We start from the raw sequence: 19,933 nt of genomic DNA, 5'->3' as shown, positions 1-19,933 counted from the left end.
GTCTTGCCGACGCCGCCCTTGCCCCCGACGAAGGTGACGGCCGCCCCGGTCAACAGCACACCCCCGTGTCGCCGAAGCGCTCCCGGCCCGTCCGGCGGTGCCACTCGTGCAGGTCGGCGACCAGGTACGGGACGAGGTCGAGGGTCTCGTAGGAGGCCGGGTCGTCCACGCCGAGCGACCGCAGCAGCACCGCCCGGAAGGCGTCGGCCCGGCGGCGGTCCTCGCGGCGCAGCGCCTGGCGCCAGCGCGCGGCGAACCACTCCTCGTGGACCGCCTCGACGCGCCGCCGGACGCGGGCCAGGCGGCCGCGGAGCGCCGGGGTCACCGCTCCCCCGATCCGGCCGGCTCCGCCGGGTCGGCGTGGTCGGCTCCGACCGTCCCGGCCGCGCCCTCCTGCGCGCGGCCCCCGTCCGCCGGGGCGGCGGGCCGGGCGGTGCGCGCCGCCCACGCCGCGCGCAGGGCCAGCGCCGCCTCGACGATCAGCCACAGGGCCAGCGCGAAGATGAGCGCGTCCAGGGGGGCGAGCAGGAACGCCTGCACGGGGTCGTCGGCGGAGGCGAAGCGGACCAGGTTGACCACCAGCGCCCAGGAGGTCATCGCCAGCAGGAACACCAGCGGGACGAGCACCGCCAGCGGGTTGCGGCTGTTCTTGGTGACCCACACCGCGACGACGGCCAGCGCCAGCCCGGCGGTGAGCTGGTTGGTGGTGCCGAACAACTGCCACAGGGTGCCGAAGGCGAAGTCGCCGGGGGCGAGCGCCAGGGCCAGCGGCACGGCCACCGCCGCCAGGGTCGCCAGGGTGAGGTTGCGGGCCAGCGGCCGGAACCGGGCGGTCTCGGCGATCTCCTGCACGATGTAGCGTTGCAGCCGCACGCCGGTGTCCATGGTGGTGGAGGCGAAGCCGATGATCACCACGGCGGCGAAGACGGCGCCGACGCTCTGGGGGATGCCGAGGTTGGCGGCGAAGTTCGCCACGCCGGCGACGAAGGTACCGGTGGCGCCGTCCGAGGCGGTCGCGTAGTCGGCGTAGCGCGCGTCCCAGTCGGCGCGGGTCGCGGCCACGCCCGCGGTGCAGGCCAGGACCGCGCACAGCGCGAGCGTCCCCTCGCCGAGGGCGCCCAGGTAGCCGACGTAGCGGGCGTCGGTCTCCCGGTCGAGCTGCTTGGCGGTGGTGCCCGAGGCGACCAGGCTGTGGAAGCCGGAGATCGCGCCGCAGGCGATGGTGATGAACAGCAGGGGGAACCAGGGCGGGGAGCCGTCGGGCACGTCGTTGACGACCGGCGCCACGATCCGGTCGAGGCCCACGGCCGCGCCGAGCAGGATCACCGCCAGCGCCACCAGCATCTGCTGCTGGTTGACGTAGTCGCGCGGTTGCAGCAGCAGCCACACCGGCAGCCGGGAGGCGGCGAAGGCGTAGCCGAAGACCAGGACGACCCACAGGGTCTTGGGGGTCAGGCCGACCGCGGCGGCCAGCGGGTCGACGGTGACCGGCACCAGCAGGCCCAGCGGGATGGAGGCGTACGCCAGCGCCAGCACGGCCAGGGAGGGCAGCAGCGCCGCGCTGCGCGTGCGGTAGACGTACTGGCCCACGCCGACGGCCAGGGGGATGGTGACCAGGGTGGGCAGCACCGCGCTGGGGGTGGAGACGAACAGGTTGGCGACGACCACCGAGAAGACCGCGTTGACCAGGGTCAGCAGGAAGAAGATGACGACCAGGAACAGGACGCCGGCGCGGCGGCCCACGACCTCGCCGGCCAGGGTGCCGATGCTCCTGGCGCGGTGGCGGACCGAGACCGCGAGCGCGCCGAAGTCGTGTACGCCGGCGGCGAAGACCGTGCCCAGCACCACCCACAGCAGCGCGGGCCCCCAGCCCCAGAACACCGCGACCGCGGGGCCGACGATGGGGGCGGCTCCGGCGATCGAGATGAAGTGGTGGCTGAAGAGGACGTAGCGGTTGGTGGGGACGAAGTCGACCCCGTCGGAGTAGCGGTGGGCGGGGGTGACGTAGTCGGGGTCCAGCCCGTAGACGCGCCGGGCCAGGTAGGAGGAGTAGTAGCGGTATCCCAGGGCGAAGAGCGCCAGGACGGCGACCAGCACGACGACGGCAGGCATGGTGCTCCTTCGGTCGCGGCGGCGCCCGCGGGAGCACGGAGCCACTGTGCACGCTCCGTAGCGCCGCCGGTCGGCTGCGTCAGGATCCCACTGAAAGTAACATGGCGTTCACGCTGCGCAAAGGGGGTGTCGTGGGTTCTCTCGCCGCGGTCTGGGAGCGGTCGGCGGCCGCGGAGCTGTCCTGGGTCCGCCCCGCGGGGCCGGTCGGCCTGCCCGTGGTCCCGCTCGTGTGGGAGGGGCGTCCGTGCGTCGCGCTGCCCTTCTCCCAGCTCGAACTGGCCGACACGCTCGCCGGCGGGCACGCCGTGTTCAGCGTCACCGACGCCCGCGCGCTGCCGGAGGGCTGCCCCGCGGTGGCCGCCGCCGGGCCGGTGCGCGTCCGCCACGACCTGTCCGGGGACGTCTTCGTGGGCGCGCTGCTGGAGCAGGAGGCCCGCAAGCACCCGCCGACCCGTCGGCGCGCGGGCGGGCTGCTGGCCCGCCGGGAGCACTGGTGGTGGGTGCCGCGCGTGCTGGTCGCCCTCCTCGACGCCGTGGAGGAGCGGACGCTGCCGCCGCGCTCCCGCCCCGGCGACGCCGTGCTGGTCGGCGCCCGCGGGCGGCGGCCGACCGTCGACGTGGTGACCGCCTCCGCCTGGCCCGCGGCCCCCGGGGCGCGCGTCGGGCTGCGCCGCCCCGACGGGGGTGTCCCCGCCGCACCGGACGGGGACGGCTACGTCTTCGCCCACCGCCACAGCCCGGACTTCGAGCAGTGGGAGCGCTGGCACCGCCGCGGCGTGCTGGCGGGGCGGTGCTGACCGTCACCGAGGCGGCCGGCGCTCCGGCGGAGTCGGTGCGGCCGCCGGGGCTGTGGGCGCGGCTGCGCGCCCACCGGGACCTGGCGGGGGCCTGCCGCCGGGGCGTCGCCGCCGCCGAGGCGCGCACCGTGCGGTGAGCCCCGCGGCGCCGGTCAGACCTTGCGCCACCGGGGCACCCAGGCGCCGTCGGTGACCGTGTAGTCGCCGAACAGCGCGGGGGCCTCCTCGACCAGCACCTCGCCGATGCGGTGGAACAGCAGGCGGATCTCCTCCTCGGCGCCGGGGGCGGTGCGGGTCTCCAGGGTGTGGCGCAGGGTGCGCACGTTGGCGGTCCACACCAGGCCGGTGGCCACGCCCTCGGGGGCGAAGCGGCGCATGAAGGAGGTGCGGTGCTTCTTGACCGCGAAGGGCACGCCCTCCTCGTCGAGGCCGAAGTGGTCGGCCATCCAGCGCTGGAACTCCTCCATGCGCTCCAGCAGGTCGGTGGCGCGCTTCATCAGCTCGGGGTCGTCCTGCGCCCAGTCGGGGAACCAGAACGGCAGGTCGGTCAGGCGCACGAAGCGCAGCGACTCCTGGGAGATCGCCACGCCGGGGCGGTGCCGGACGAGCTCGTGGGTGGCCACCCGGGAGACGTTGTGCAGCACGAAGCTGAAGCTGACGTGCTCCAGCACCGACCCGTGCATGCTGGACAGGATGTTGGCGAGGTAGGCGGTCTGGTCGGTGCGGACCCGGGTGACGTTGGGGTTGAGGCCGGGCTCCCAGGAGCGGTAGCACAGCCTCCCGGCGAACTCGGCGAGGTTCTGCGGGTCGTTGAGCGGCTCGTCGAGCTCCCCGCGGTCCAGCCGCTCCAGCCATCTGCTCCCGCCCACGTCGGCGAGGTAGCGCGCGATCTCGTCGTAGTCCAGTTGCGGCCGTGCGATCAGGTGTACCTCGGGCTCGACGCGTGTGACCACCGGTGGCTCCCCCAGCTCCGTTGCGTGACTGCGGCCCCGGAGGGCTCCGGGGCCGCAGACGAAACTAGCAGCAGGCGGCCGCCCCGACGACCCGGGCGGCCGCGGCGGCCGTCACAGTCCGACGAAGCTGCTGGGCAGCAGGACGACGCCCACGACGACCAGCACGACGCCCCACAGCAACTGGCGGCGGAGCAGGGCCGCGACGCCGGCCACGACCAGCACGACTCCGAGGATCAGCAGGAGAATGCTCAGGATGCTCATGGCACCGCTGCTGCCCGCCGCGCGGCCGGGGAAACGGGTCTCGCTCCGGCCGCTGTGACGGCGCAGCTCAGGCGGTGGGCAGCGGCTGTCCCGCCGCGGCGCCCGCGCGGGCCAGGCGCAGCACGTTGGCGATGATGCGCTCGCCCACGCGGGCGGTGAGGATCGACTCGGGGTGGAACTGCACCGCCCACCGGCGCCGCTCGGTGTTCTCGACCGCCATGACCACCGGGTCGGCGCCGTCCTCCACCACCGCGGTGACGTCGAAGCCCTTGACGCGCTCGGGGGTGGTGTAGGTGGAGTGGTAGCGGGCCGCGGTGAACTCGCCGTCCTCGCCCACTCCGGCCAGCAGGTCGCCGCCGCTGACGCGGACCCGTCCGGGTTTGCCGTGCACCGGCTCGGCCAGGGTGAGCAGCTCCCCCCCGGCGTGCTCCACCATCGCCTGCAGGCCCAGGCACACCCCGAAGGCGGGCAGGTCGCGGGCGTCCAGCTCGTCCAGCAGCGCGCTCATCGCGAAGTCGGAGGGCAGCCCCGGCCCGGGGGAGAGCACCACCAGGTCGGGGCGCATCCGGTCGAGCAGGGAGGGGTCGAAGCCGTAGCGCACCGTGGTGACCTCGGCCCCGTGGCGGCGCACGTAGTCGGCCAGGGTGTTGACGAAGGAGTCCTCGTGGTCGACCAGCAGCACCCGCATGCCCGCGCCCACCTGCTCGGCGGTGGCGCGCGCGGCGGCCCGGGGGGCGGGCTCGGCGTCGTCGGTGAGGGTCTCCAGCAGCGCGCGGGCCTTGAGGAAGGTCTCGCGCTCCTCGGCGTCGGGGTCGGAGTCGTAGAGCAGGGTGGCGCCCGCCCGCACCGTGGCCACGCCGTCGCGGATGTGGGCGGTGCGCAGGGTCAGGCCGGTGTTCATCGACCCGTCGAAGTTCACCACGCCGACGGCGCCGCCGTACCAGCGGCGGGGGGAGCTCTCGTGCTGCTCGATGAAGCGCATCGCCCAGGTCTTGGGGGCGCCGGTGACGGTGACGGCCCACATGTGGGTGAGGAAGGCGTCGAAGGCGTCGAACTCGGGGCGCAGGATGCCCTCGATGTGGTCCACGGTGTGGATGAGGCGGCTGTACATCTCGATCTGGCGGCGGCCGATCACCCGCACGCTGCCGGGCTCGCACACGCGGGACTTGTCGTTGCGGTCCACGTCGGTGCACATGGTGAGCTCGGACTCCTCCTTGGCGGAGGAGAGCAGCTCCTTGATGTTCTCGGCGTCGCCGACGGCGTCCGCGCCGCGCCTGATGGTGCCGGAGATGGGGCAGGTCTCCACCCGCTGGCCCTGCCCGGGGCGGCCGGTGACCCGCACGAACATCTCCGGGGAGGCGCCGACCAGGTACTCGCCGCCGCCGAGGTTGAAGAAGAACTCGTAGGGGGCGGGGTTGCGCTCGCGCAGCCGCTCGTAGAAGCGCGCGGGCGAGGCGCAGGGCGCGTAGAGGCGGTGGCTGGGCACCACCTCGAACAGGTCGCCGCGGCGGAACCGCTCCTTGGCCTGGGCCACGACCCGGGCGTAGGAGCCGGGCTCGGGCGGCGGGGGCACCTCGGCGGGGGCCACGGACGGGACGGGCGGGGTCGGCGGGGTGCTGCGGGGCAGGCCGCGGGTGGCGGCCCCGGCCGCCCCGGCCAGCCCGGCGGGGAGGGTGAAGTCGTAGGAGTAGCGCCGGCAGACCTCGCGCTTGCGGTCGTGCACGACGATCTCGTCGGGCAGGTGCAGCACCAGGTCGCGGTCGTCCGGGTCGCGCTCCAGGACCTGCTCGATCGGCTCGAACTGGAAGGCGAGGTCGTAGCCGAACGCGCCGTAGAGCCCCAGGTGGGGCTCGGCGTCGTGGAAGAACAGCGCGACCAGGGAGCGCAGCGCGGAGAAGACGCTGGGGCGGCGGCTGCGCTCCTCCTCGGTGAAGAACTCGTCGGGCGCCGGTTCGGGGACGGCCGCCTCGACCGAGTCGCCGGTGCGGGCGGTCACCTCGCCGCGGGCGGCGAGGGCCTGCGCGACGGCGGGCAGCAGCACCCGGCCGCGGTCGTTGAGGGCGGTGGCGCCGATCCGCCGGCCCCGCGCGGCGATCTCCAGGCACGGGTCGACGTACCCCAGGTGCCAGCGGCTGTAGCGGCCGGGGTACTCCATGCCGGAGGAGAGGACGCCGCCCCTGCGCCGTTCCACGTTGGCCGTCAGTTCGGCGAGCTCGCCGGGGTCGCAGGGGACGGCTGTGCGGTGCACGGTGATGCCGCCGGTGGTGGTGTAGGAGTGCACGGTGTCGTCCACGGGCCGGTCCTTCACTGGGTGGTTGCTGGCTGTCAACGCCCGAACCCGCGGACAGCAGAAACGACCGCCGGTTCAGGCGGTCGCTGGTCATCGGGAACGCGAACCACGAGCGCCGCCTAGAGGCGGCGCCACCACTGGTGTCGGGTGGGCACGGTTCGCATGCGAAGCAGTGTAGCGCGTAACACAGGGTTTCGGGGAGCCCACGGAGAAACGACAGGCTCCCCTCCCGGCGCTGATGAGACGGAGTTCGGTCAAGAACCCTGCGGCCCGCCGGGGCCGGACGGCCCCCGGCGTCCTGGACGCCCCGTGGCGGCCCTCACCCCCGTCCAGGCCAAGGGCCTGGAGTTCGCCGCGGTGGTCGTGCTCGCCCCGGCGGGGATCGCCGCCGCGGCCCCGCAGGGCGGCCGCGACCTCTACGTCGCGATCACGCGGGCGGCCAGCCGCCCCGCCGTGGTGCACGAGGGGCCGCTGCCGCCGGTGCCGAAGCGGCCGGCGGCTGGGCCCCTCCCCGGCCCCGGGGAGAGGCCGGGGAGCGGGGCCGGGCTCAGCCCGCCGCGTCGAGGCGGGCCCGCTGCTCGGCGCTCAGCTCCAGGTCGACCGCGTCCAGCGCCTCGTCGACCTGGGCGACGGTGCTGACCCCCACCAGCGGGATGGTGCCGTCGCCCATCAGCCAGGCCAGCACCACCTGGTTGGGGGTGGCGCCGCACTCCGCGGCGACCTCCCGCAGCACCGCCAGGCGCGCCGGGGTGCCGGGGTGGTCGTAGGGGCGCGACAGCTCCCGGTCGGCGCGTACGTAGGCGCCGTACAGCAGGGGGGTGTAGGCGACCAAGGCCAGCGGCCTGCCGTCCCGGTTCTCCTGGGCGATGTAGTCCAGGTGGTCGTCGCCGACGTGCATGTGCCCGGCCTCGGGCAGCGGGACGTCGAAGCGGGGCTGCAGGTAGCTGCGGCGCAACTGGGCGACCTCGTAGCGGGGCCAGCCGCGGGCGTCGCTGAGGGCGCGCGCCCGCTCCAGCCGCCAGGCCCGGTGGTTGCTCGCGCCCAGCAGCCCCACCTGGCCCTCCCCGACCAGTTCGGCGAGCACGCCCAGGGTCTCCTCCAGCGGCACCGAGCGGTCCTCGATGTGGGGGTAGACCAGGTCGAGGCGGTCCGTGCCGAGCCGTTTGCGGCTGCCCTCGACGGCGGCGCGCACCGCGGCGGCGGACAGGCCCTCGGCGTCCTCCAGCCCTCGGCCCGGGGTGCGGGGCCGGGCGCCGAACTTGGTGGCGACGACGACCTCGTCGGTGACGCCGCGGGCGGCCCGCCACCGGCCCAGCAGCGCCTCGCTCTCGCCTCCGACGAACCCCTCCACCCAGAACTGGTAGTTGTTGGCGGTGTCGACGAAGGTGCCGCCCCGCTCCACGAAGCGGTCCAGGACCGCGAAGGACTCCTCCTCGCCGACCTGGCTGCCGAGCTTCATCGCGCCCAGGCAGATCGCGCTGACCCGGCGGGCCCGCTCCCCGCTGCCGATCGTGGTGTAGCGCATCAGCGCACCTCCTCCTTCTCCTCGGGACCGCGCTCGGCGAGCACGCCCCGGTAGTAGTCGATCTTGTGACGGATGGCCTCCTGGCGGCGGCGCAGTTCGGCGATGCGCTCGGTGAGCCGCGCGTCGTGCTCCTCCAGGACCTGGAGGCGCTGCGGGACGGTGTGGTCGCCCTCGCGGACGAGTTCGGCGAACTCGCGCAGCCGGGCGATGGGCATGTCGGTCTCCCGCAGGCAGCGCACCAGGTCGAGCAGCTCGACGTCGCCGGCCCGGTAGCGGCGGTGTCCGGAGGGGGCGCGCTCCACCTGGGTGAGCAGCCCCTCGCGTTCGTAGTAGCGCAGGGTGTCCAGGCTCAGTCCGAACCTTCGGGCCACCTCGCCGGGGGTGTAGTAGTCGGCCATGGGTCACAGCCTGGAAGGTGGAGTGCACTCCAGGTCAAGCCCGGCGGGGTTCAGCCGGCGCGCACGCCCCCGCCGCCGGTGACCGCGCCCACGACCGCCTCGGTCAGGTCGGCGACGACGTCGTCGCGGGCGATCTCGGGGTGGTCCAGCCACCACTCCCCCGCGGTCTGCACCATGCCGACGACGGCGTGCGCCACGATCTGGGCGCGCACCGGGTCGGCGACGTGCCCCTCGGCGGCGAGCGTCTCGGCGAGCTCCTCGCCGAAGCGGCGCACCATCAGGCCGATGTGGCCGCGGGTGCGCGGGTCCTCGGCGGTGGCGCGGTGCATCAGGAAGCGGTAGAGGTTGAGGTTGTCGCTGATCATCCGCAGGTAGGTGCCGACGGTGGCGCGCACCCGCTCCCGCAGGCCGGCGGCGGCGCGCAGCTCCTCGCGGACCCGCTCCATGAGCGGGTCGACGTGCCGTTCGGCCAGCGCCCGGTACAGGCCGCCCTTGTCGCCGAAGTGGCGGTACAGGACGGGCTTGCTGATCCCGGCCTCGGCCGCGATCGCGGACACGGGCGCGTCGGGGCCCTCGCGCTGGATGACGGCGTCGGCGGCGTCCAGGATGGCGCGGCGCCGACGGGGGTCGCGGCCGCGGACGGCCCGGCCGCTGCGGGCGGCCCCCGCCGGCGGCGGTGCGGAATCGGGGCTCACAGCCTCACACCGTAGCGCGCAGTCCGGGAATCCTGCGCAGGACGGCGGTGACGAGGAAGCTGACCGCCAGCACGGCCACGGTCTGGGCGAGCACGGTGGCGACCATGGCGGCCGGGTGGTCGGGGATGCCGGTGAAGGAGCGCAGCTCGCGCAGCAGGATCAGGTGGACCAGGAAGACGCCGAAGCTCAGGTCGGCGAGGGTGCGCAGCCGCCTGCGGGCGGCGGTGGTGTCGCGGTCGGGCGCGGTGAGTCCCCGCCAGCGGCCGGTGAGCGGCCGGAACAGCAGGAACAGCGCGACGGACATGGCCAGCACGGTCGGCGAGAGGTAGTCGTAGGCGTAGGCGGCCTGGACGGTCCACTCGCCCTGGGCCACGGCGGTGGCGCCGACCACGCCGACGGTGGCGGCGACGGAGGCGACGAGGACCGCGCCGGCGGCCCACACGCCGCGCCGGGTCAGGGCGGTGTCGCGCAGCAGGTAGCCGAGGAGGTAGTAGCCGACGTAGGGCAGGAAGCGGGTGACCGCGTTGGCCTCGCCGATGCCGGAGAAGTCGGAGATCGCCTGGTCGGCCACGCCCAGGGCGGTCATGAGGACGGCCGCCCACCACAGGGTGCGCGGCGGGGCGTGGGCGGTGAGGACGCGCAGGAACGGGGTGAGCGCGTACAGCCCGGCGAGGACGAACAGGAAGTACAGGTGCACGGAGGGCTGTCCGGCCAGGATGCGGTGGAGCGCGTCGGGCCAGTCGTTCCACTTCTCCACGAACAGGTCGATGGACAGGTAGAACGCGCTCCACACGACGAGGGGGATCCCGATGCGGCTGAACCGCCTGCGGTAGAAGGAGCGCAGGCCCTCCCTGCGGGGGGCGAGCAGCAGCGCCCCGCTGATCATGATGAACACCGGGACGCACCAGCGCACCGCCGAGTCCACGACGTTGGCGGTCCACCAGGTCGCCGATCCCAGTTCGGTGTAGTCGCGGGTGACCACCACGGCGACGGAGTGCAGCAGGACCACCGCCGTGATGGCCGCGATCCGGGCCACGTCGAGCCAGGCCGTCTCCACCGGTGTAGCTGTCGTCACGGAGCGTCGCGACGTGGCCGTTCGGGGGGTGCGGAAGGTCTGGACGGTCATGGAAACACCCGGTGCAGTCGACTGCGGCTGACTTCTCGAGATCGTACCGTTACCGGTTTCCCATACAACTCCCAGGTAAACGGAATCTCCGCGTCAAGGGCGGCGGATGCGGATCCACACGGCCTCGGCCCGGGCCACCTCGGCGCCGGCCGCGTCGTAGAGGGCGCTGGCGGTGCGGACCTTGCGCCCCTCGACGCCGAGGAGGCGGCCCAGCACCACGTGGGGCCGCCCGGGGCGGGGGTCGGCGAACACGGCCGCGGTCATCTGCCCCAGCAGCATGGGGCGTTCGGCGATGTCGACCGACCAGCCGCCCGGGCAGTCGAGCGCGGCCCAGGCCGCCGGGGCGCCGGCCGGGTCCGGTCCCGGCGTCCACGCGCAGGCCACCGTGTCCGCCTCCGGGTCGCCGCCCAGGGGTCCGGCGAACAGGCGCAGCCCGTCGCCCTCCCGCCGCGCGGGCCCGCACACGAAGCAGGTGGGGAACGGGTGGCCGCTGCGGCCCCGGTAGCCCGCGCTCGCACGTTCGGCCTCGGCGAGCGGCACCGGTTCGATCCGCCGCGCCGGCACCGGCGCGGGAACCGCCTCGGCGACCGTGTCCTCGCCGAGCAGCAGGCGGACGCCGCCTCCGGGAGCGCGGCGCACCGGCATCGGGGTCCGCAGCGGCGGCGGCTGGTGCAGGCGGACGCGGACGGCGGGGGCGTCGACGTGCTGGGCGAGGAGGCCCGAGAGGTAGCCGCCGTTGGCGGAGTCGGGCGGGCCGTTGAACCGGGCGGCGACGGTGAGTTCGGTGTCGCGGCCGGAGTGCTCGGTCATCGCGTGCGCGGCGCACTCTGGGCGGGGCGGCGCCGCTGCCTCCCTTCTCCCGGACGGGGGTGCTGTCCACCGGTGGTGCCCGGCTGACACACTCTCACACCCGCGGGCCCGGACCGGGCCCCGTCCCGGCCCGGGCGGGGGCGGCGTCAGCGCTTGACGCCCAGGCCCGCCAGCATGAACTGCTGGTAGGGGTTGAGGTTGTCGGGGTCGACCGGGGTGTCGGGGCGCCACAGCGCGTGGAACACCAGCCCGGGCTCGACCAGTTCGAGGTCGCCGAAGAACGCCCGGATCTCCTCCCGGCTGCGGGCGTAGCCGACCCCCAGGGCCTCGCGCGCCATGTCGGTGATCTCCTTCTGCACCTGCAGGCCGGTGTAGGCCCAGGAGGTGATGGCCACCATGCTGCCCGCGGGCAGGGCGTCGACGTAGCGGCGCACCAGCCCAGCGGGGTCGGCCTCGTCCGGGATGTGGTGCAGGATCGCGATCAGCATCAGCCCCACCGGCTGGTCCAGGTCGATGAGCCGCTTCACCTCGGGGGTGTCGAGCACCTCGTCGGGGCGGAGGAAGTCGGCGGTGGTCACGGCCGTGTTCTCGTTCTCGGCCAGCAGCGCGCGGCCGTGGGCCAGCACCACGGGGTCGTTGTCGATGTAGACGACCCGGCAGTCGGGGTTGACCTGCTGCACGACCTGGTGGGTGTTCTGCGCGGTGGGCAGGCCCGAGCCGAGGTCGATGAACTGCGTGATGCCCTGTTCGGCCATGTGGCGGGCCAGGCGGACCAGGGTCCTGCGGTTCTGGATCGAGACCTCTTTGACGCCGGGGTAGCGGGCCTCCATCTGGTCGACCAGGGCGCGGTCGACGGGGAAGTTGTCCTTGCCGCCGAGGGAGTAGTCGTAGGCGCGGGCGATGCTCGGGACGTTCGGGTCGATGCCTTCGGGCAGCTCCCGGGGGGCGGGGAAGGTCGTCTTCATCCAGGAATGGCGGGACTCGTTCGGCATGGCGCAATGCTAGCCAGCGGTGACCCGCGGTGGGGCCGGAACTCCGGATCGGTCGGCGGACGCGTGTATTTCCGGTCTGCCGTTTCCGGCTCTGCGCAGGAAGCCGCGCACGGCGGCCGCAGATCGCTCCGGAGCGGCCGGACCGCAATCCCTCCCCGCCGGCGGTCCGGGGAAGGGGGCAGCGACGGCCCCGCAGGGTCCCCTCCGCCCTGCGGGGCCGTTCTCCTGTCGGCCGAAGAGCGTCGGCCCCCGTCCCGGACACGGCGGGGACCGGCCGGAACGACCGGATCCGGTTCCGCTTCCCGGCCGTCGCACCCCGCTGCACCCCGCCGAACGGCGAAGACGTCAGCGCAGCGGCAGGCCGGTGATGGTGCGGCCGATGATGAGGCGCTGGATCTCGGAGGCGCCCTCGAAGATGGTGAAGATCGTGGCGTCGCGGTGCCAGCGCTCCACCGGGTAGTCGCGGGTGTAGCCGTTGCCGCCGAGCAGGCGGATGGCGTTCTGGGTGACCCAGGTGGCGGTCTCGCTGGCGAACAGCTTGCTCATGGAGCCCTCGGCCTGGGCGAAGTCCTTGCCGTGGCGGGCCATCCAGGAGGCCCGCCACACCAGCAGGCGGGCGGCGTCGATGCGGGTGGCCATGTCGGCGAGGGTGAAGGCGACCGCCTGGTTGTCGCCGAGGGGGCGGCCGAACTGCCTGCGCTGGCGGACGTAGTCGCGGGTGTACTCGTAGGCGGCGCGGGCGCAGCCCACCGCCATCGCGCCGACCGCGGGGCGGGAGGCCTCGAAGGTCTTCATGGCGGCCTGCCCGCCGGAGCTGCGGCCCTCGCGGGCGCGGGCCAGGCGCTCGTCCAGTCTCTCCTTGCCGCCGAGCAGGCAGCGGCCGGGCACGCGCACGTCGTCGAGGATCACCTCGGCGGTGTGGGAGGCGCGGATGCCGTGCTTGCTGAACTTCTGGCCCTGGGACAGCCCCTTGGTACGGGGCGGGACGACGAAGCTGGCCTGGCCGCGCACGCCCAGTGCGGGGTCGACGGAGGCCACGACGACGTGCACGTCGGCGATGCCGCCGTTGGTGATCCAGGTCTTGGTGCCGTTGAGCACCCACTCGTCGGCGGCCTCGTCGTAGACGGCGCGGGTGCGGATCGCGCCGACGTCGCTGCCGGCGTCGGGCTCGGAGGAGCAGAACGCGCCCAGGCGCACGTCGTCGGGGCCGCCGAACATCTGCGGGGTCCACTCCAGGACCTGCTCCTGGGTGCCGTTGGCGGCGACGGCCACCGCGGCCAGCGTGGTGCCGGTCAGCGCCAGCGCGATGCCGGGGTCGCCCCAGTACAGCTCCTCGTAGACGACGGGGACGGCCACGCCGCTGGGGTGGAACATCTGGGTGGCGAAGAAGTCGAGGGAGTACAGGCCGATCCGGGCGGCCTCCTGGAGGATCGGCCAGGGGGTCTCCTCGCGCTCGTCCCACTCCGCGGCGGCGGGGCGGATGACGTCGCGGGCGAAGGCGTGCACCCAGTCGCGGACCTCGCGCAGGTCCTCGCCGAGCTCGAGGCTGAACGCGGGTGCGGGCGTCTCGTCGGTCATGTCGCCGTCCTTCGAGGGCGTGGACATTAGGTGTTACCAACGGTAACATGACGGTGGGGTCATGCCGCGGGGGTGGTTGCGGCGCCCCGTCGCAACCACCCCCGCACCCCGTCCGCGGGCGGCTAGGAGATCTCGTACTTCTCCAGGAAGGTGTAGACGTCGGTCTCGTCCACGCCCGGGAACTGCCCGGTGGGCAGCGCGGCCAGGACGTGGGAGTGGGCGCGCGCCGACGGCCAGACGTTGCCCTCCCAGCGTGCGGCCAGCTCCGAGGGCGGACGGACGCAGCACTCCCCGACCGGGCACTGCGACTTGGTGCGGTTGGTGGTCTCGCGGCCGCGGAACCAGCGCGACTCCTTGTAGGGCACGCCCAGGGTGATCGCGAAGTTGCGCTCCCGGCTGGGGTCGACGTGCGCCACGCACCAGTGGGTGCCGTTGGGCTTGTCGGTGTACTGGTAGTAGATCGAGTAGCGGTCGGGCGAGGCGAAGACCTGCCGCCCCGACCAGTAGCGGCACAGCCGCTGCCCCTCGATCGCGCCGGTGTCGTCGGTGGGGAAGATCAGCCCGTCGTTCTGGTAGGCCTTGTAGATGATGCCGGTCTCGTCGTTGCGGATGAAGTGGCAGACGAGGTCGAGGTGGCGGGTGGCCAGGTTGGTGAACCGGTGCGCGGCCATCTCGTAGGAGACGGCGTAGACGTCGCGCAGGTCCTCCACCGACAGGTCGCGCGCCCGCTTGGCGTCGGACAGGAAGGGCACGGCGGTGGACTCGGGGATGAGCACCGCCGCGGCGAAGTAGTTGGCCTCCACCCGCTGGCGCAGGAAGTCGGCGAAGTCGCGGGGCGGGGTGTGGCCGAGCACGAAGTGCCCCAGGGTCTGCAGCAGGATGGTGCGGGGCGTGTGCATGCCCAGCGACTCCCGCCTGAGGTAGATGCGCCGGTTGCGGGTGTCGGTGACCGAGCGCACCGAGCGCGGCAGGTCGGGGACGTAGCGCAGGGTGAACCCGTGGTGGGCGACCATCGACAGGATCATGCCCTGCGACAGCGCGCCGCCGCGGTAGCCCACCGCGTCCAGGGTCTGCTGCGCGGCCTGCTCGATCTCGGGGAAGTAGTTGTCGCGCTCGCTCATCAGGCGGCGCAGGTCGGCGTTGGCGCGGCGGGCCTCCTCGGGGGTGGTGGTCGGCTTGGCCGCGCGCCGCTTGAGCTCCTCGTACAGGCCGACGATGTGCTCCAGCACGTCGTTGGGGACCCGCTTGCCGACCTTGAGGTGGGGCAGGTTGAGGGACTGGTAGAGGGGGTCGCGCTGCGCCTCCTCCAGGGCGATCTCCAACTGGGCGCGGCGGGTGGGGGGCTGGCGGGAGAGCAGCTCCTCGACCGAGACGTCGAGCGCCTTGGCCAGCGCGGTGAGCAGGGAGAGCTTGGGCTCGCGCTTGCCGTTCTCCAGCAGCGACAGCTGCGAGGGCGCGCGCCCCACCCTCTCCCCCAGCTCCGAGAGGGTCATGTTGCGGGACCGGCGCAGGTGCCGGAGCCGCTGGCCGAAGGTGACGAGATCTAGGTCACCTGGCAAAGTCGGTATTTCTTCAGTTCCAAAGTACGCCACCCGTTCATCATAGAGAAAAAATCGCAAATCTTCACCAGAATCTGGCTCGAAGAAGCGTGGAAGTTTGCGAAGAATGGTGCTCACCGGCGGGGAACGAACCGCGAACCGCACGCACACCGCACGTACGCCGCGGAGGCTCTCCAGCCGGCGCATCTTCCAGGGGACCAGACTTCGTAAGGCGGGAAGACCATGAGCATCACCGGTCGTCAGCAGGAAGCCGGGGCGGCCCTCCAGAAGGAGTGGGAGACCGACCCGCGCTGGAAGGGCATCGAGCGGACCTACTCCGCCGAGGACGTGATCCGGCTGCGCGGCTCGGTCACCGAGGAGCACACGCTGGCCCGGCTGGGCGCGGAGCGCCTGTGGCACCTGCTGCACACCGAGGACTACATCAACGCCCTCGGCGCGCTCACCGGCAACCAGGCCGTCCAGCAGGTCCGCGCCGGCCTCAAGGCCATCTACCTCTCGGGCTGGCAGGTCGCCGCCGACGCCAACCTGTCCGGGCACACCTACCCCGACCAGAGCCTCTACCCGGCCAACTCGGTCCCGCAGGTCGTGCGCCGGATCAACAACGCGCTGCTGCGCGCCGACCAGATCTCCTGGTCCGAGGGCGACGAGAACGCCCCGCACTGGCTGGCGCCGATCGTCGCCGACGCCGAGGCCGGGTTCGGCGGCGTCCTCAACGCCTACGAGCTGATGAAGGCCATGATCGCCGCGGGCGCGGCCGGCGTGCACTGGGAGGACCAGCTCGCCTCCGAGAAGAAGTGCGGCCACCTGGGCGGCAAGGTCCTCATCCCGACCGGCCAGCACATCAAGACCCTCAACGCCGCGCGGCTGGCCGCCGACGTGGCCGGGGTCCCCACCCTGATCGTCGCGCGCACCGACGCCCAGGCCGCCACCCTGATCACCAGCGACGTCGACGAGCGCGACCGGCCGTTCATCACCGGCGAGCGCACCGCCGAGGGCTTCTACCGGGTCCGCAACGGCGTGGAGGCGTGCATCGCCCGCGGCCTGGCCTACGCGCCCTACGCCGACCTGCTGTGGATGGAGACCTCCACGCCGGACCTGGAGGTGGCCCGCCAGTTCGCCGAGGCGATCAAGGCCGAGTACCCCGACCAGATGCTGGCCTACAACTGCTCGCCGTCGTTCAACTGGAAGCGCCACCTCGACGACGCCACCATCGCCAAGTTCCAGCGCGAGCTGGGCCACATGGGCTACAAGTTCCAGTTCATCACCCTGGCGGGCTTCCACTCGCTCAACTACTCGATGTTCAACCTCGCCAAGGGCTACGCGGCCAGCGGCATGAGCGCCTACGTGGAGTTGCAGGAGGCGGAGTTCGCCGCCGAGGCCGCGGGCTACACCGCCACCCGCCACCAGCGCGAGGTCGGCACCGGCTACTTCGACCTGATCAGCACCACGATCTCGCCGGACGCCTCCACCACGGCGCTGACCGGCTCCACCGAGGAGGCCCAGTTCCACTGATCCCCGGGCGCACCGGGCGGCTCCTCCCCCGCTCGGCGCGCCTCTTTCCCGGACCCTCTCCCCGAGGGACCGCGCTCAGCGGCTCACTGACGACGCGGTCCCCCGGCGTCCGTCCCGCCCCCGCTTTCGTGGCTGGGGCGCGGGTGGGACGGACGCCCCCACCGCCGGTCCCGCGGCTTCCGTGTCACCCGCGGGACCGGCCCCGGACCCTCTCCCCGAGGGACCGCGCTCAGCGGCTCACTGACGACGCGGTCCCCCGGCGTCCGTCCCGCCCCCGCTTTCGTGGCTGGGGCGCGGGTGGGACGGACGCCCCCACCGCCGGTCCCGCGGCTTCCGTGTCACCCGCGGGACCGGCGCCCTCCCGGCTCCGCCCCGGCGCGGCCCGCTGGCAGAATTCGGGCATGGCCGAGACCCTGCACCCCGCCGACAGCTCCCCCTCCGCTCCCCGCGCCGCCGCGCCGCCGAGCCGCCGCGCGCTGTGGGCGGAGGTCGGCTGCGTCCTGGCGCTGTCGCTGGGCGCGTCGGCCGTGGCCGCGGCGATCTCCTTCGTCGGCGCGCTCACCGCGCCGCAGGCGCTCTCCGAGCAGACCGCGAACCTGGTCGCCCCGGCCGCCGAGGCCGAGCGCCCGTGGCTGGACCTGTCCTGGCAGCTCCACCGGCTGGTGTTCGCGTTCGCCCCGGTGGCGCTGGTGCTGTACCTGCTGCACCGGTCCGGCGAGTCGGCCCGCTCCATCGGCTTCGACCTGCGCCGCCCCGGCTTCGACCTGGGGTGGGGCGCGCTGCTGGCCGCGGGGATCGGCCTGGGCGGGCTCGTGGTCTACCTGGTGTCGGTGCAGTGGGGGGTCAACCGGCCCATCGCGCCGAGCGCGCTCAACGGGCACTGGTGGCAGCACGCCGTCCTGGTGCTGCAAGCGGTCAAGAACGGCGTGCTGGAGGAGGTCGTCGTGGTCGGCTACCTGCTGCTGCGGCTGGAGCGGCTCGGCTGGTCCGCGGGGCGCGCGGTGGCGGCCTCCGCGCTGCTGCGCGCCTGCTACCACCTCTACCAGGGGGTGGGCATGTTCGTCGGCAACCTGGTGATGGGGCTGGTGTTCGGCTGGTTCTACCGGCGCTTCGGCCGGGTCATGCCGCTGGTGGCGGCGCACTCGCTGATCGACGTCGTGGCGTTCGTGGGCTCGGTGTACCTCATCGGCCGTCTGGACTGGCTGCCGGGGGCGTGAGCCGGGCGCGGCCCGGGACGGCGGCCGACGCGCGCCCCACGGCGTCCTCGACGTGGCGGGGGCGGCTGAGCAGCACCCCGCAGCAGCCGTGGACCAGCACGAGCGCGACGAGCAGGGCGATCGACAGCCGCCAGTCGCCGCTGAGCTCCCGCAGCAGGCCGAAGAGGAACGGCCCGGCCCCCGCCAGCAGGTACCCGGGGCCCTGGGTGGCGGCCGACAGCGCCGCGGTGCCCTGCGGGGTGCGCGCCCGCAGCGCGAAGAAGGTGAGCGCCAGCGGGAAGGAGGCCATGCCGACCCCGATCAGGGTGGTCCAGGCCCACGCGCCGGCGACCGGGGCCGCCAGCAGGCCGGCGAACCCGGCCAGGTAGCAGGCGATGCAGACGGCGACGAGGGGCCACTGGTTGCGCAGCCGGGCCGCCAGGGCGGGCACCGCCAGCGAGGCGGGGACGGCCAGCGCCGTGAGGTAGGACAGCACCAGGCCGGCCTCGGCGGCGGGCATGCCGTGGTCGCGCAGCAGGTGGGCGAACCAGCCGAACATGACGTAGGCGACGGCCGACTGGGTGGCGAAGAACAGGACGCTCTGCCGGCCCAGGGCGGTGCCCAGGACCGCGCGCACGCCCAGCGGCTCCTCCCCCCGCTCCCGCGGCGGCTCGTGGCGCAGCGCCGCCGCCCAGGGCGCGGCCGCGGCCAGGGAGAACAGGGCGTAGCCGCCCAGTGCGGGGCGCCAGTCGCCGCCGAGGGCCGCGGCGACGGGGACGGTGGCGGCGGCCGCGGCGGTGGTGCCCGCCGCCATCGCGGTGGTGTAGGCGGCGGTCAGCGCGCCCACCCGGTCCGGGAAGTGCTGCTTGACCAGGGTGGGCAGCAGGACGTTGCCGACCGCCCCGCCCGCCAGCGCCACGGCGCTCAGCGCCAGGAACAGCCACTGGTCGCCGACCAGGGCCCGCCCGGCCAGCCCGGCGGCGGCCGCGGCCAGCGCGGCGAGCAGCACGCGGTGCCCGCCCCAGCGGCGCAGCAGGAGGGGGGTGAGCGCCCCGAAGGCCGCGAAGCACAGCACCGGCAGCGTGGTGAGCAGCCCGGCCGCGGCCGGCGACATCCGCAGCCCGGCGGTGATCTCCGCCAGCAGCGGGCCGACGCTGGTGACGGCCGTGCGCAGGTTGAGCGCGGCCAGGACCACGCCCGCGGCCAGCAGCCACCGCGTGCGGCGGGCCGCTCCCGGATCCGGTGCCACACACCCCCCCGATTGATAGGATGATCGGATATCCCTTGGAGGGTAGCGTACCGGTCGCCAAGAGCCGTCCGACGCGAGACACTGTGGTCTAAGCTCCCGCGGTACACGGACATCTAGGAGGTAGCGCGTGCCCCTCGCCTCAACGCGTCGCACCGGACTCGTCGACCAGGTCATCACCCAACTGAAAGCGCAGATCGACTCGGGCGAGTGGTCGATCGGCGACCGCATCCCCACCGAGGCCGAGCTGTCCGACCAGCTCGAGGTGGGCCGCAACACCGTGCGCGAGGCCGTACGGGCGCTGGCCCACACCGGGCTGCTGGAGATCCGCCAGGGAGCGGGCACCTTCGTGCGCGCCTCCAGCGAACTGGGCGGGGCGCTGCGCCGCCGGCTCAAGCGCTCCGAGCTGCGCGAGAACTTCGAGGTGCGCCGGGCCCTGGAGCTGGAGGCGGCCCGGCTGGCCGCGATCCGCCACACCGACGAGGACCTCACCGCCATCGACACCGCGATGGGCCGACGGCTGGCCGCCTGGCGCGCCCGCGACATGCAGGCGTTCGTCGAGGCCGACTTCGCCTTCCACAAGGCGGTGGTGGCGGCCACGCACAACTCGCTGCTCATCGAGCTGTACGACGACATCGCCCAGGCGGTCTACGAGAGCATCGCGCACACGGTGTACGAGGAGGCCCCCGAGGACCTCGGCGAGGACCCCCCGCTGGACCACCAGCGGCTGGCCGAGGCCATCCACGCGGGCGACGCCGACGGCGCACTGCGCGAGGCCGCGTGCTACCTGGACGAGCTGGTCACCCAGGCCGAGTCCTGATCCGGCCGGAGCCCCGCTCCCGCCGTCCTCTCCGTGCCCGCGGCCCCGCCGTGGGCGTCCGGC

20 protein-coding genes are annotated in these 19,933 nt (G+C 73.8%); 6 read left to right on the top strand and 14 right to left on the bottom strand.

Annotation, left to right across the window (positions count from 1 at the left end; translation table 11 throughout):
- Nucleotides 1-49 precede the first annotated feature (49 nt).
- Nucleotides 50-325, bottom strand: coding sequence for a cory-CC-star protein (locus AC529_RS18065; protein ID WP_068758547.1), 276 nt, complete (start codon nucleotides 323-325; stop codon nucleotides 50-52).
- Nucleotides 322-2,112, bottom strand: coding sequence for a carbon starvation CstA family protein (locus tag AC529_RS18060; protein WP_068758546.1), 1,791 nt, complete (start codon nucleotides 2,110-2,112; stop codon nucleotides 322-324). Before AC529_RS18060 ends, AC529_RS18065 begins: the two co-directional genes overlap by 4 nt.
- A 131-nt stretch (nucleotides 2,113-2,243) precedes the next feature.
- Here AC529_RS18060 and AC529_RS18055 point away from each other — a divergent pair, with 131 nt between their 5' ends.
- Nucleotides 2,244-2,909 (top strand): hypothetical protein, encoded by a 666-nt coding sequence (locus AC529_RS18055; protein WP_232306817.1) that lies wholly within the window; start codon nucleotides 2,244-2,246, stop codon nucleotides 2,907-2,909.
- On the top strand, nucleotides 2,903-3,046 hold the full coding sequence (locus AC529_RS21050; protein WP_232306816.1) for a hypothetical protein: 144 nt from the start codon (nucleotides 2,903-2,905) through the stop codon (nucleotides 3,044-3,046). The genes AC529_RS18055 and AC529_RS21050 overlap by 7 nt, the downstream gene beginning before the upstream one ends.
- A 15-nt stretch (nucleotides 3,047-3,061) precedes the next feature.
- On the opposite strand, the gene thyX is transcribed toward AC529_RS21050, so the two are convergent.
- The 3 genes from thyX to AC529_RS18045 all read right to left on the bottom strand — a co-directional run bounded on the left by thyX (nucleotide 3,062) and on the right by AC529_RS18045 (nucleotide 6,416).
- A complete protein-coding gene (gene thyX / locus AC529_RS18050) occupies nucleotides 3,062-3,862 on the bottom strand; it encodes an FAD-dependent thymidylate synthase (protein WP_068758545.1) in 801 nt (266 codons plus the stop codon).
- 111 nt (nucleotides 3,863-3,973) lie between these two features.
- Entirely contained in the window at nucleotides 3,974-4,114 is a 141-nt protein-coding gene (locus AC529_RS20230; protein ID WP_232306821.1) for a GPGG-motif small membrane protein, read from the bottom strand.
- A 76-nt stretch (nucleotides 4,115-4,190) separates the two neighbouring features.
- Complete coding sequence (locus AC529_RS18045) at nucleotides 4,191-6,416, bottom strand: anthranilate synthase component I (RefSeq protein WP_068758544.1); 2,226 nt, start codon at nucleotides 6,414-6,416, stop codon at nucleotides 4,191-4,193.
- 159 nt (nucleotides 6,417-6,575) lie between these two features.
- On the opposite strand from AC529_RS18045, the gene AC529_RS21375 reads away from it, so the two are divergent.
- On the top strand, nucleotides 6,576-7,052 hold the full coding sequence (locus tag AC529_RS21375) for an ATP-binding domain-containing protein (protein ID WP_083948422.1): 477 nt from the start codon (nucleotides 6,576-6,578) through the stop codon (nucleotides 7,050-7,052).
- On the opposite strand, the gene AC529_RS18040 is transcribed toward AC529_RS21375, so the two are convergent.
- The 8 genes from AC529_RS18040 to AC529_RS18005 form a co-directional block, all read right to left on the bottom strand.
- On the bottom strand, nucleotides 6,961-7,938 hold the full coding sequence (locus AC529_RS18040) for an aldo/keto reductase (RefSeq protein ID WP_068758543.1): 978 nt from the start codon (nucleotides 7,936-7,938) through the stop codon (nucleotides 6,961-6,963). The two genes, AC529_RS21375 and AC529_RS18040, sit on opposite strands and share 92 nt — an antisense overlap.
- A complete protein-coding gene (locus AC529_RS18035; protein WP_068758542.1) occupies nucleotides 7,938-8,336 on the bottom strand; it encodes a MerR family transcriptional regulator in 399 nt (132 codons plus the stop codon). The genes AC529_RS18040 and AC529_RS18035 overlap by 1 nt, the downstream gene beginning before the upstream one ends.
- Before the next feature lie 50 nt (nucleotides 8,337-8,386).
- Nucleotides 8,387-9,031 (bottom strand): TetR/AcrR family transcriptional regulator, encoded by a 645-nt coding sequence (locus AC529_RS18030; RefSeq protein ID WP_068758541.1) that lies wholly within the window; start codon nucleotides 9,029-9,031, stop codon nucleotides 8,387-8,389.
- Between the two features lie 4 nt (nucleotides 9,032-9,035).
- Nucleotides 9,036-10,106 carry an acyltransferase gene (locus tag AC529_RS18025; RefSeq protein ID WP_232306815.1) on the bottom strand — a complete coding sequence of 357 codons (1,071 nt, stop codon included), beginning with the start codon at nucleotides 10,104-10,106 and terminating at the stop codon, nucleotides 9,036-9,038.
- A 144-nt stretch (nucleotides 10,107-10,250) separates the two neighbouring features.
- Nucleotides 10,251-10,967, bottom strand: coding sequence for a hypothetical protein (locus AC529_RS18020; RefSeq protein WP_068758540.1), 717 nt, complete (start codon nucleotides 10,965-10,967; stop codon nucleotides 10,251-10,253).
- 146 nt (nucleotides 10,968-11,113) lie between these two features.
- Nucleotides 11,114-11,959 carry an SAM-dependent methyltransferase gene (locus AC529_RS18015; RefSeq protein ID WP_232306814.1) on the bottom strand — a complete coding sequence of 282 codons (846 nt, stop codon included), beginning with the start codon at nucleotides 11,957-11,959 and terminating at the stop codon, nucleotides 11,114-11,116.
- A gap of 345 nt (nucleotides 11,960-12,304) precedes the next feature.
- Nucleotides 12,305-13,537 (bottom strand): acyl-CoA dehydrogenase family protein, encoded by a 1,233-nt coding sequence (locus AC529_RS18010; protein WP_068758538.1) that lies wholly within the window; start codon nucleotides 13,535-13,537, stop codon nucleotides 12,305-12,307.
- A gap of 122 nt (nucleotides 13,538-13,659) precedes the next feature.
- The gene (locus AC529_RS18005; protein ID WP_068758537.1) at nucleotides 13,660-15,096 is read right to left on the bottom strand and encodes a helix-turn-helix transcriptional regulator; all 1,437 of its coding nucleotides are present in this window, start codon (nucleotides 15,094-15,096) and stop codon (nucleotides 13,660-13,662) included.
- A 222-nt stretch (nucleotides 15,097-15,318) separates the two neighbouring features.
- On the opposite strand from AC529_RS18005, the gene aceA reads away from it, so the two are divergent.
- Together aceA and AC529_RS17995 are read left to right on the top strand one after the other, a co-directional pair.
- Nucleotides 15,319-16,608 carry an isocitrate lyase gene (gene aceA, locus AC529_RS18000; protein WP_068758536.1) on the top strand — a complete coding sequence of 430 codons (1,290 nt, stop codon included), beginning with the start codon at nucleotides 15,319-15,321 and terminating at the stop codon, nucleotides 16,606-16,608.
- Between the two features lie 401 nt (nucleotides 16,609-17,009).
- The gene (locus AC529_RS17995; protein WP_068758535.1) at nucleotides 17,010-17,825 is read left to right on the top strand and encodes a CPBP family intramembrane glutamic endopeptidase; all 816 of its coding nucleotides are present in this window, start codon (nucleotides 17,010-17,012) and stop codon (nucleotides 17,823-17,825) included.
- Here the strand turns inward: AC529_RS17995 and AC529_RS17990 are convergent.
- Nucleotides 17,791-19,053, bottom strand: coding sequence for an MFS transporter (locus AC529_RS17990; protein WP_068758534.1), 1,263 nt, complete (start codon nucleotides 19,051-19,053; stop codon nucleotides 17,791-17,793). The two genes, AC529_RS17995 and AC529_RS17990, sit on opposite strands and share 35 nt — an antisense overlap.
- Nucleotides 19,054-19,180: 127 nt before the next feature.
- Here AC529_RS17990 and AC529_RS17985 point away from each other — a divergent pair, with 127 nt between their 5' ends.
- A complete protein-coding gene (locus AC529_RS17985) occupies nucleotides 19,181-19,870 on the top strand; it encodes a FadR/GntR family transcriptional regulator (protein WP_068758533.1) in 690 nt (229 codons plus the stop codon).
- Nucleotides 19,871-19,933 lie beyond the last annotated feature (63 nt).

The organism is Thermobifida cellulosilytica TB100 (assembly GCF_001517975.1).
Classification (GTDB): Bacteria; Actinomycetota; Actinomycetes; order Streptosporangiales; family Streptosporangiaceae; genus Thermobifida; species Thermobifida cellulosilytica.
This window is presented reverse-complemented; position numbering and strand designations above follow the sequence as displayed.

Coding starts and splice junctions, on each gene's coding strand:
- AC529_RS18060 (WP_068758546.1), bottom strand. CDS start 2,112: ATGCCTGCCGTCGTCGTGCTGGTCGCCGTCCTGGCGCTCTTCGCCCTG.
- AC529_RS21375 (WP_083948422.1), top strand. CDS start 6,576: ATGCGAAGCAGTGTAGCGCGTAACACAGGGTTTCGGGGAGCCCACGGA.
- AC529_RS18040 (WP_068758543.1), bottom strand. CDS start 7,938: ATGCGCTACACCACGATCGGCAGCGGGGAGCGGGCCCGCCGGGTCAGC.
- AC529_RS18035 (WP_068758542.1), bottom strand. CDS start 8,336: ATGGCCGACTACTACACCCCCGGCGAGGTGGCCCGAAGGTTCGGACTG.
- AC529_RS18020 (WP_068758540.1), bottom strand. CDS start 10,967: ATGACCGAGCACTCCGGCCGCGACACCGAACTCACCGTCGCCGCCCGG.
- AC529_RS18015 (WP_232306814.1), bottom strand. CDS start 11,959: ATGCCGAACGAGTCCCGCCATTCCTGGATGAAGACGACCTTCCCCGCC.
- AC529_RS18010 (WP_068758538.1), bottom strand. CDS start 13,537: ATGACCGACGAGACGCCCGCACCCGCGTTCAGCCTCGAGCTCGGCGAG.
- aceA (WP_068758536.1), top strand. CDS start 15,319: ATGAGCATCACCGGTCGTCAGCAGGAAGCCGGGGCGGCCCTCCAGAAG.
- AC529_RS17995 (WP_068758535.1), top strand. CDS start 17,010: ATGGCCGAGACCCTGCACCCCGCCGACAGCTCCCCCTCCGCTCCCCGC.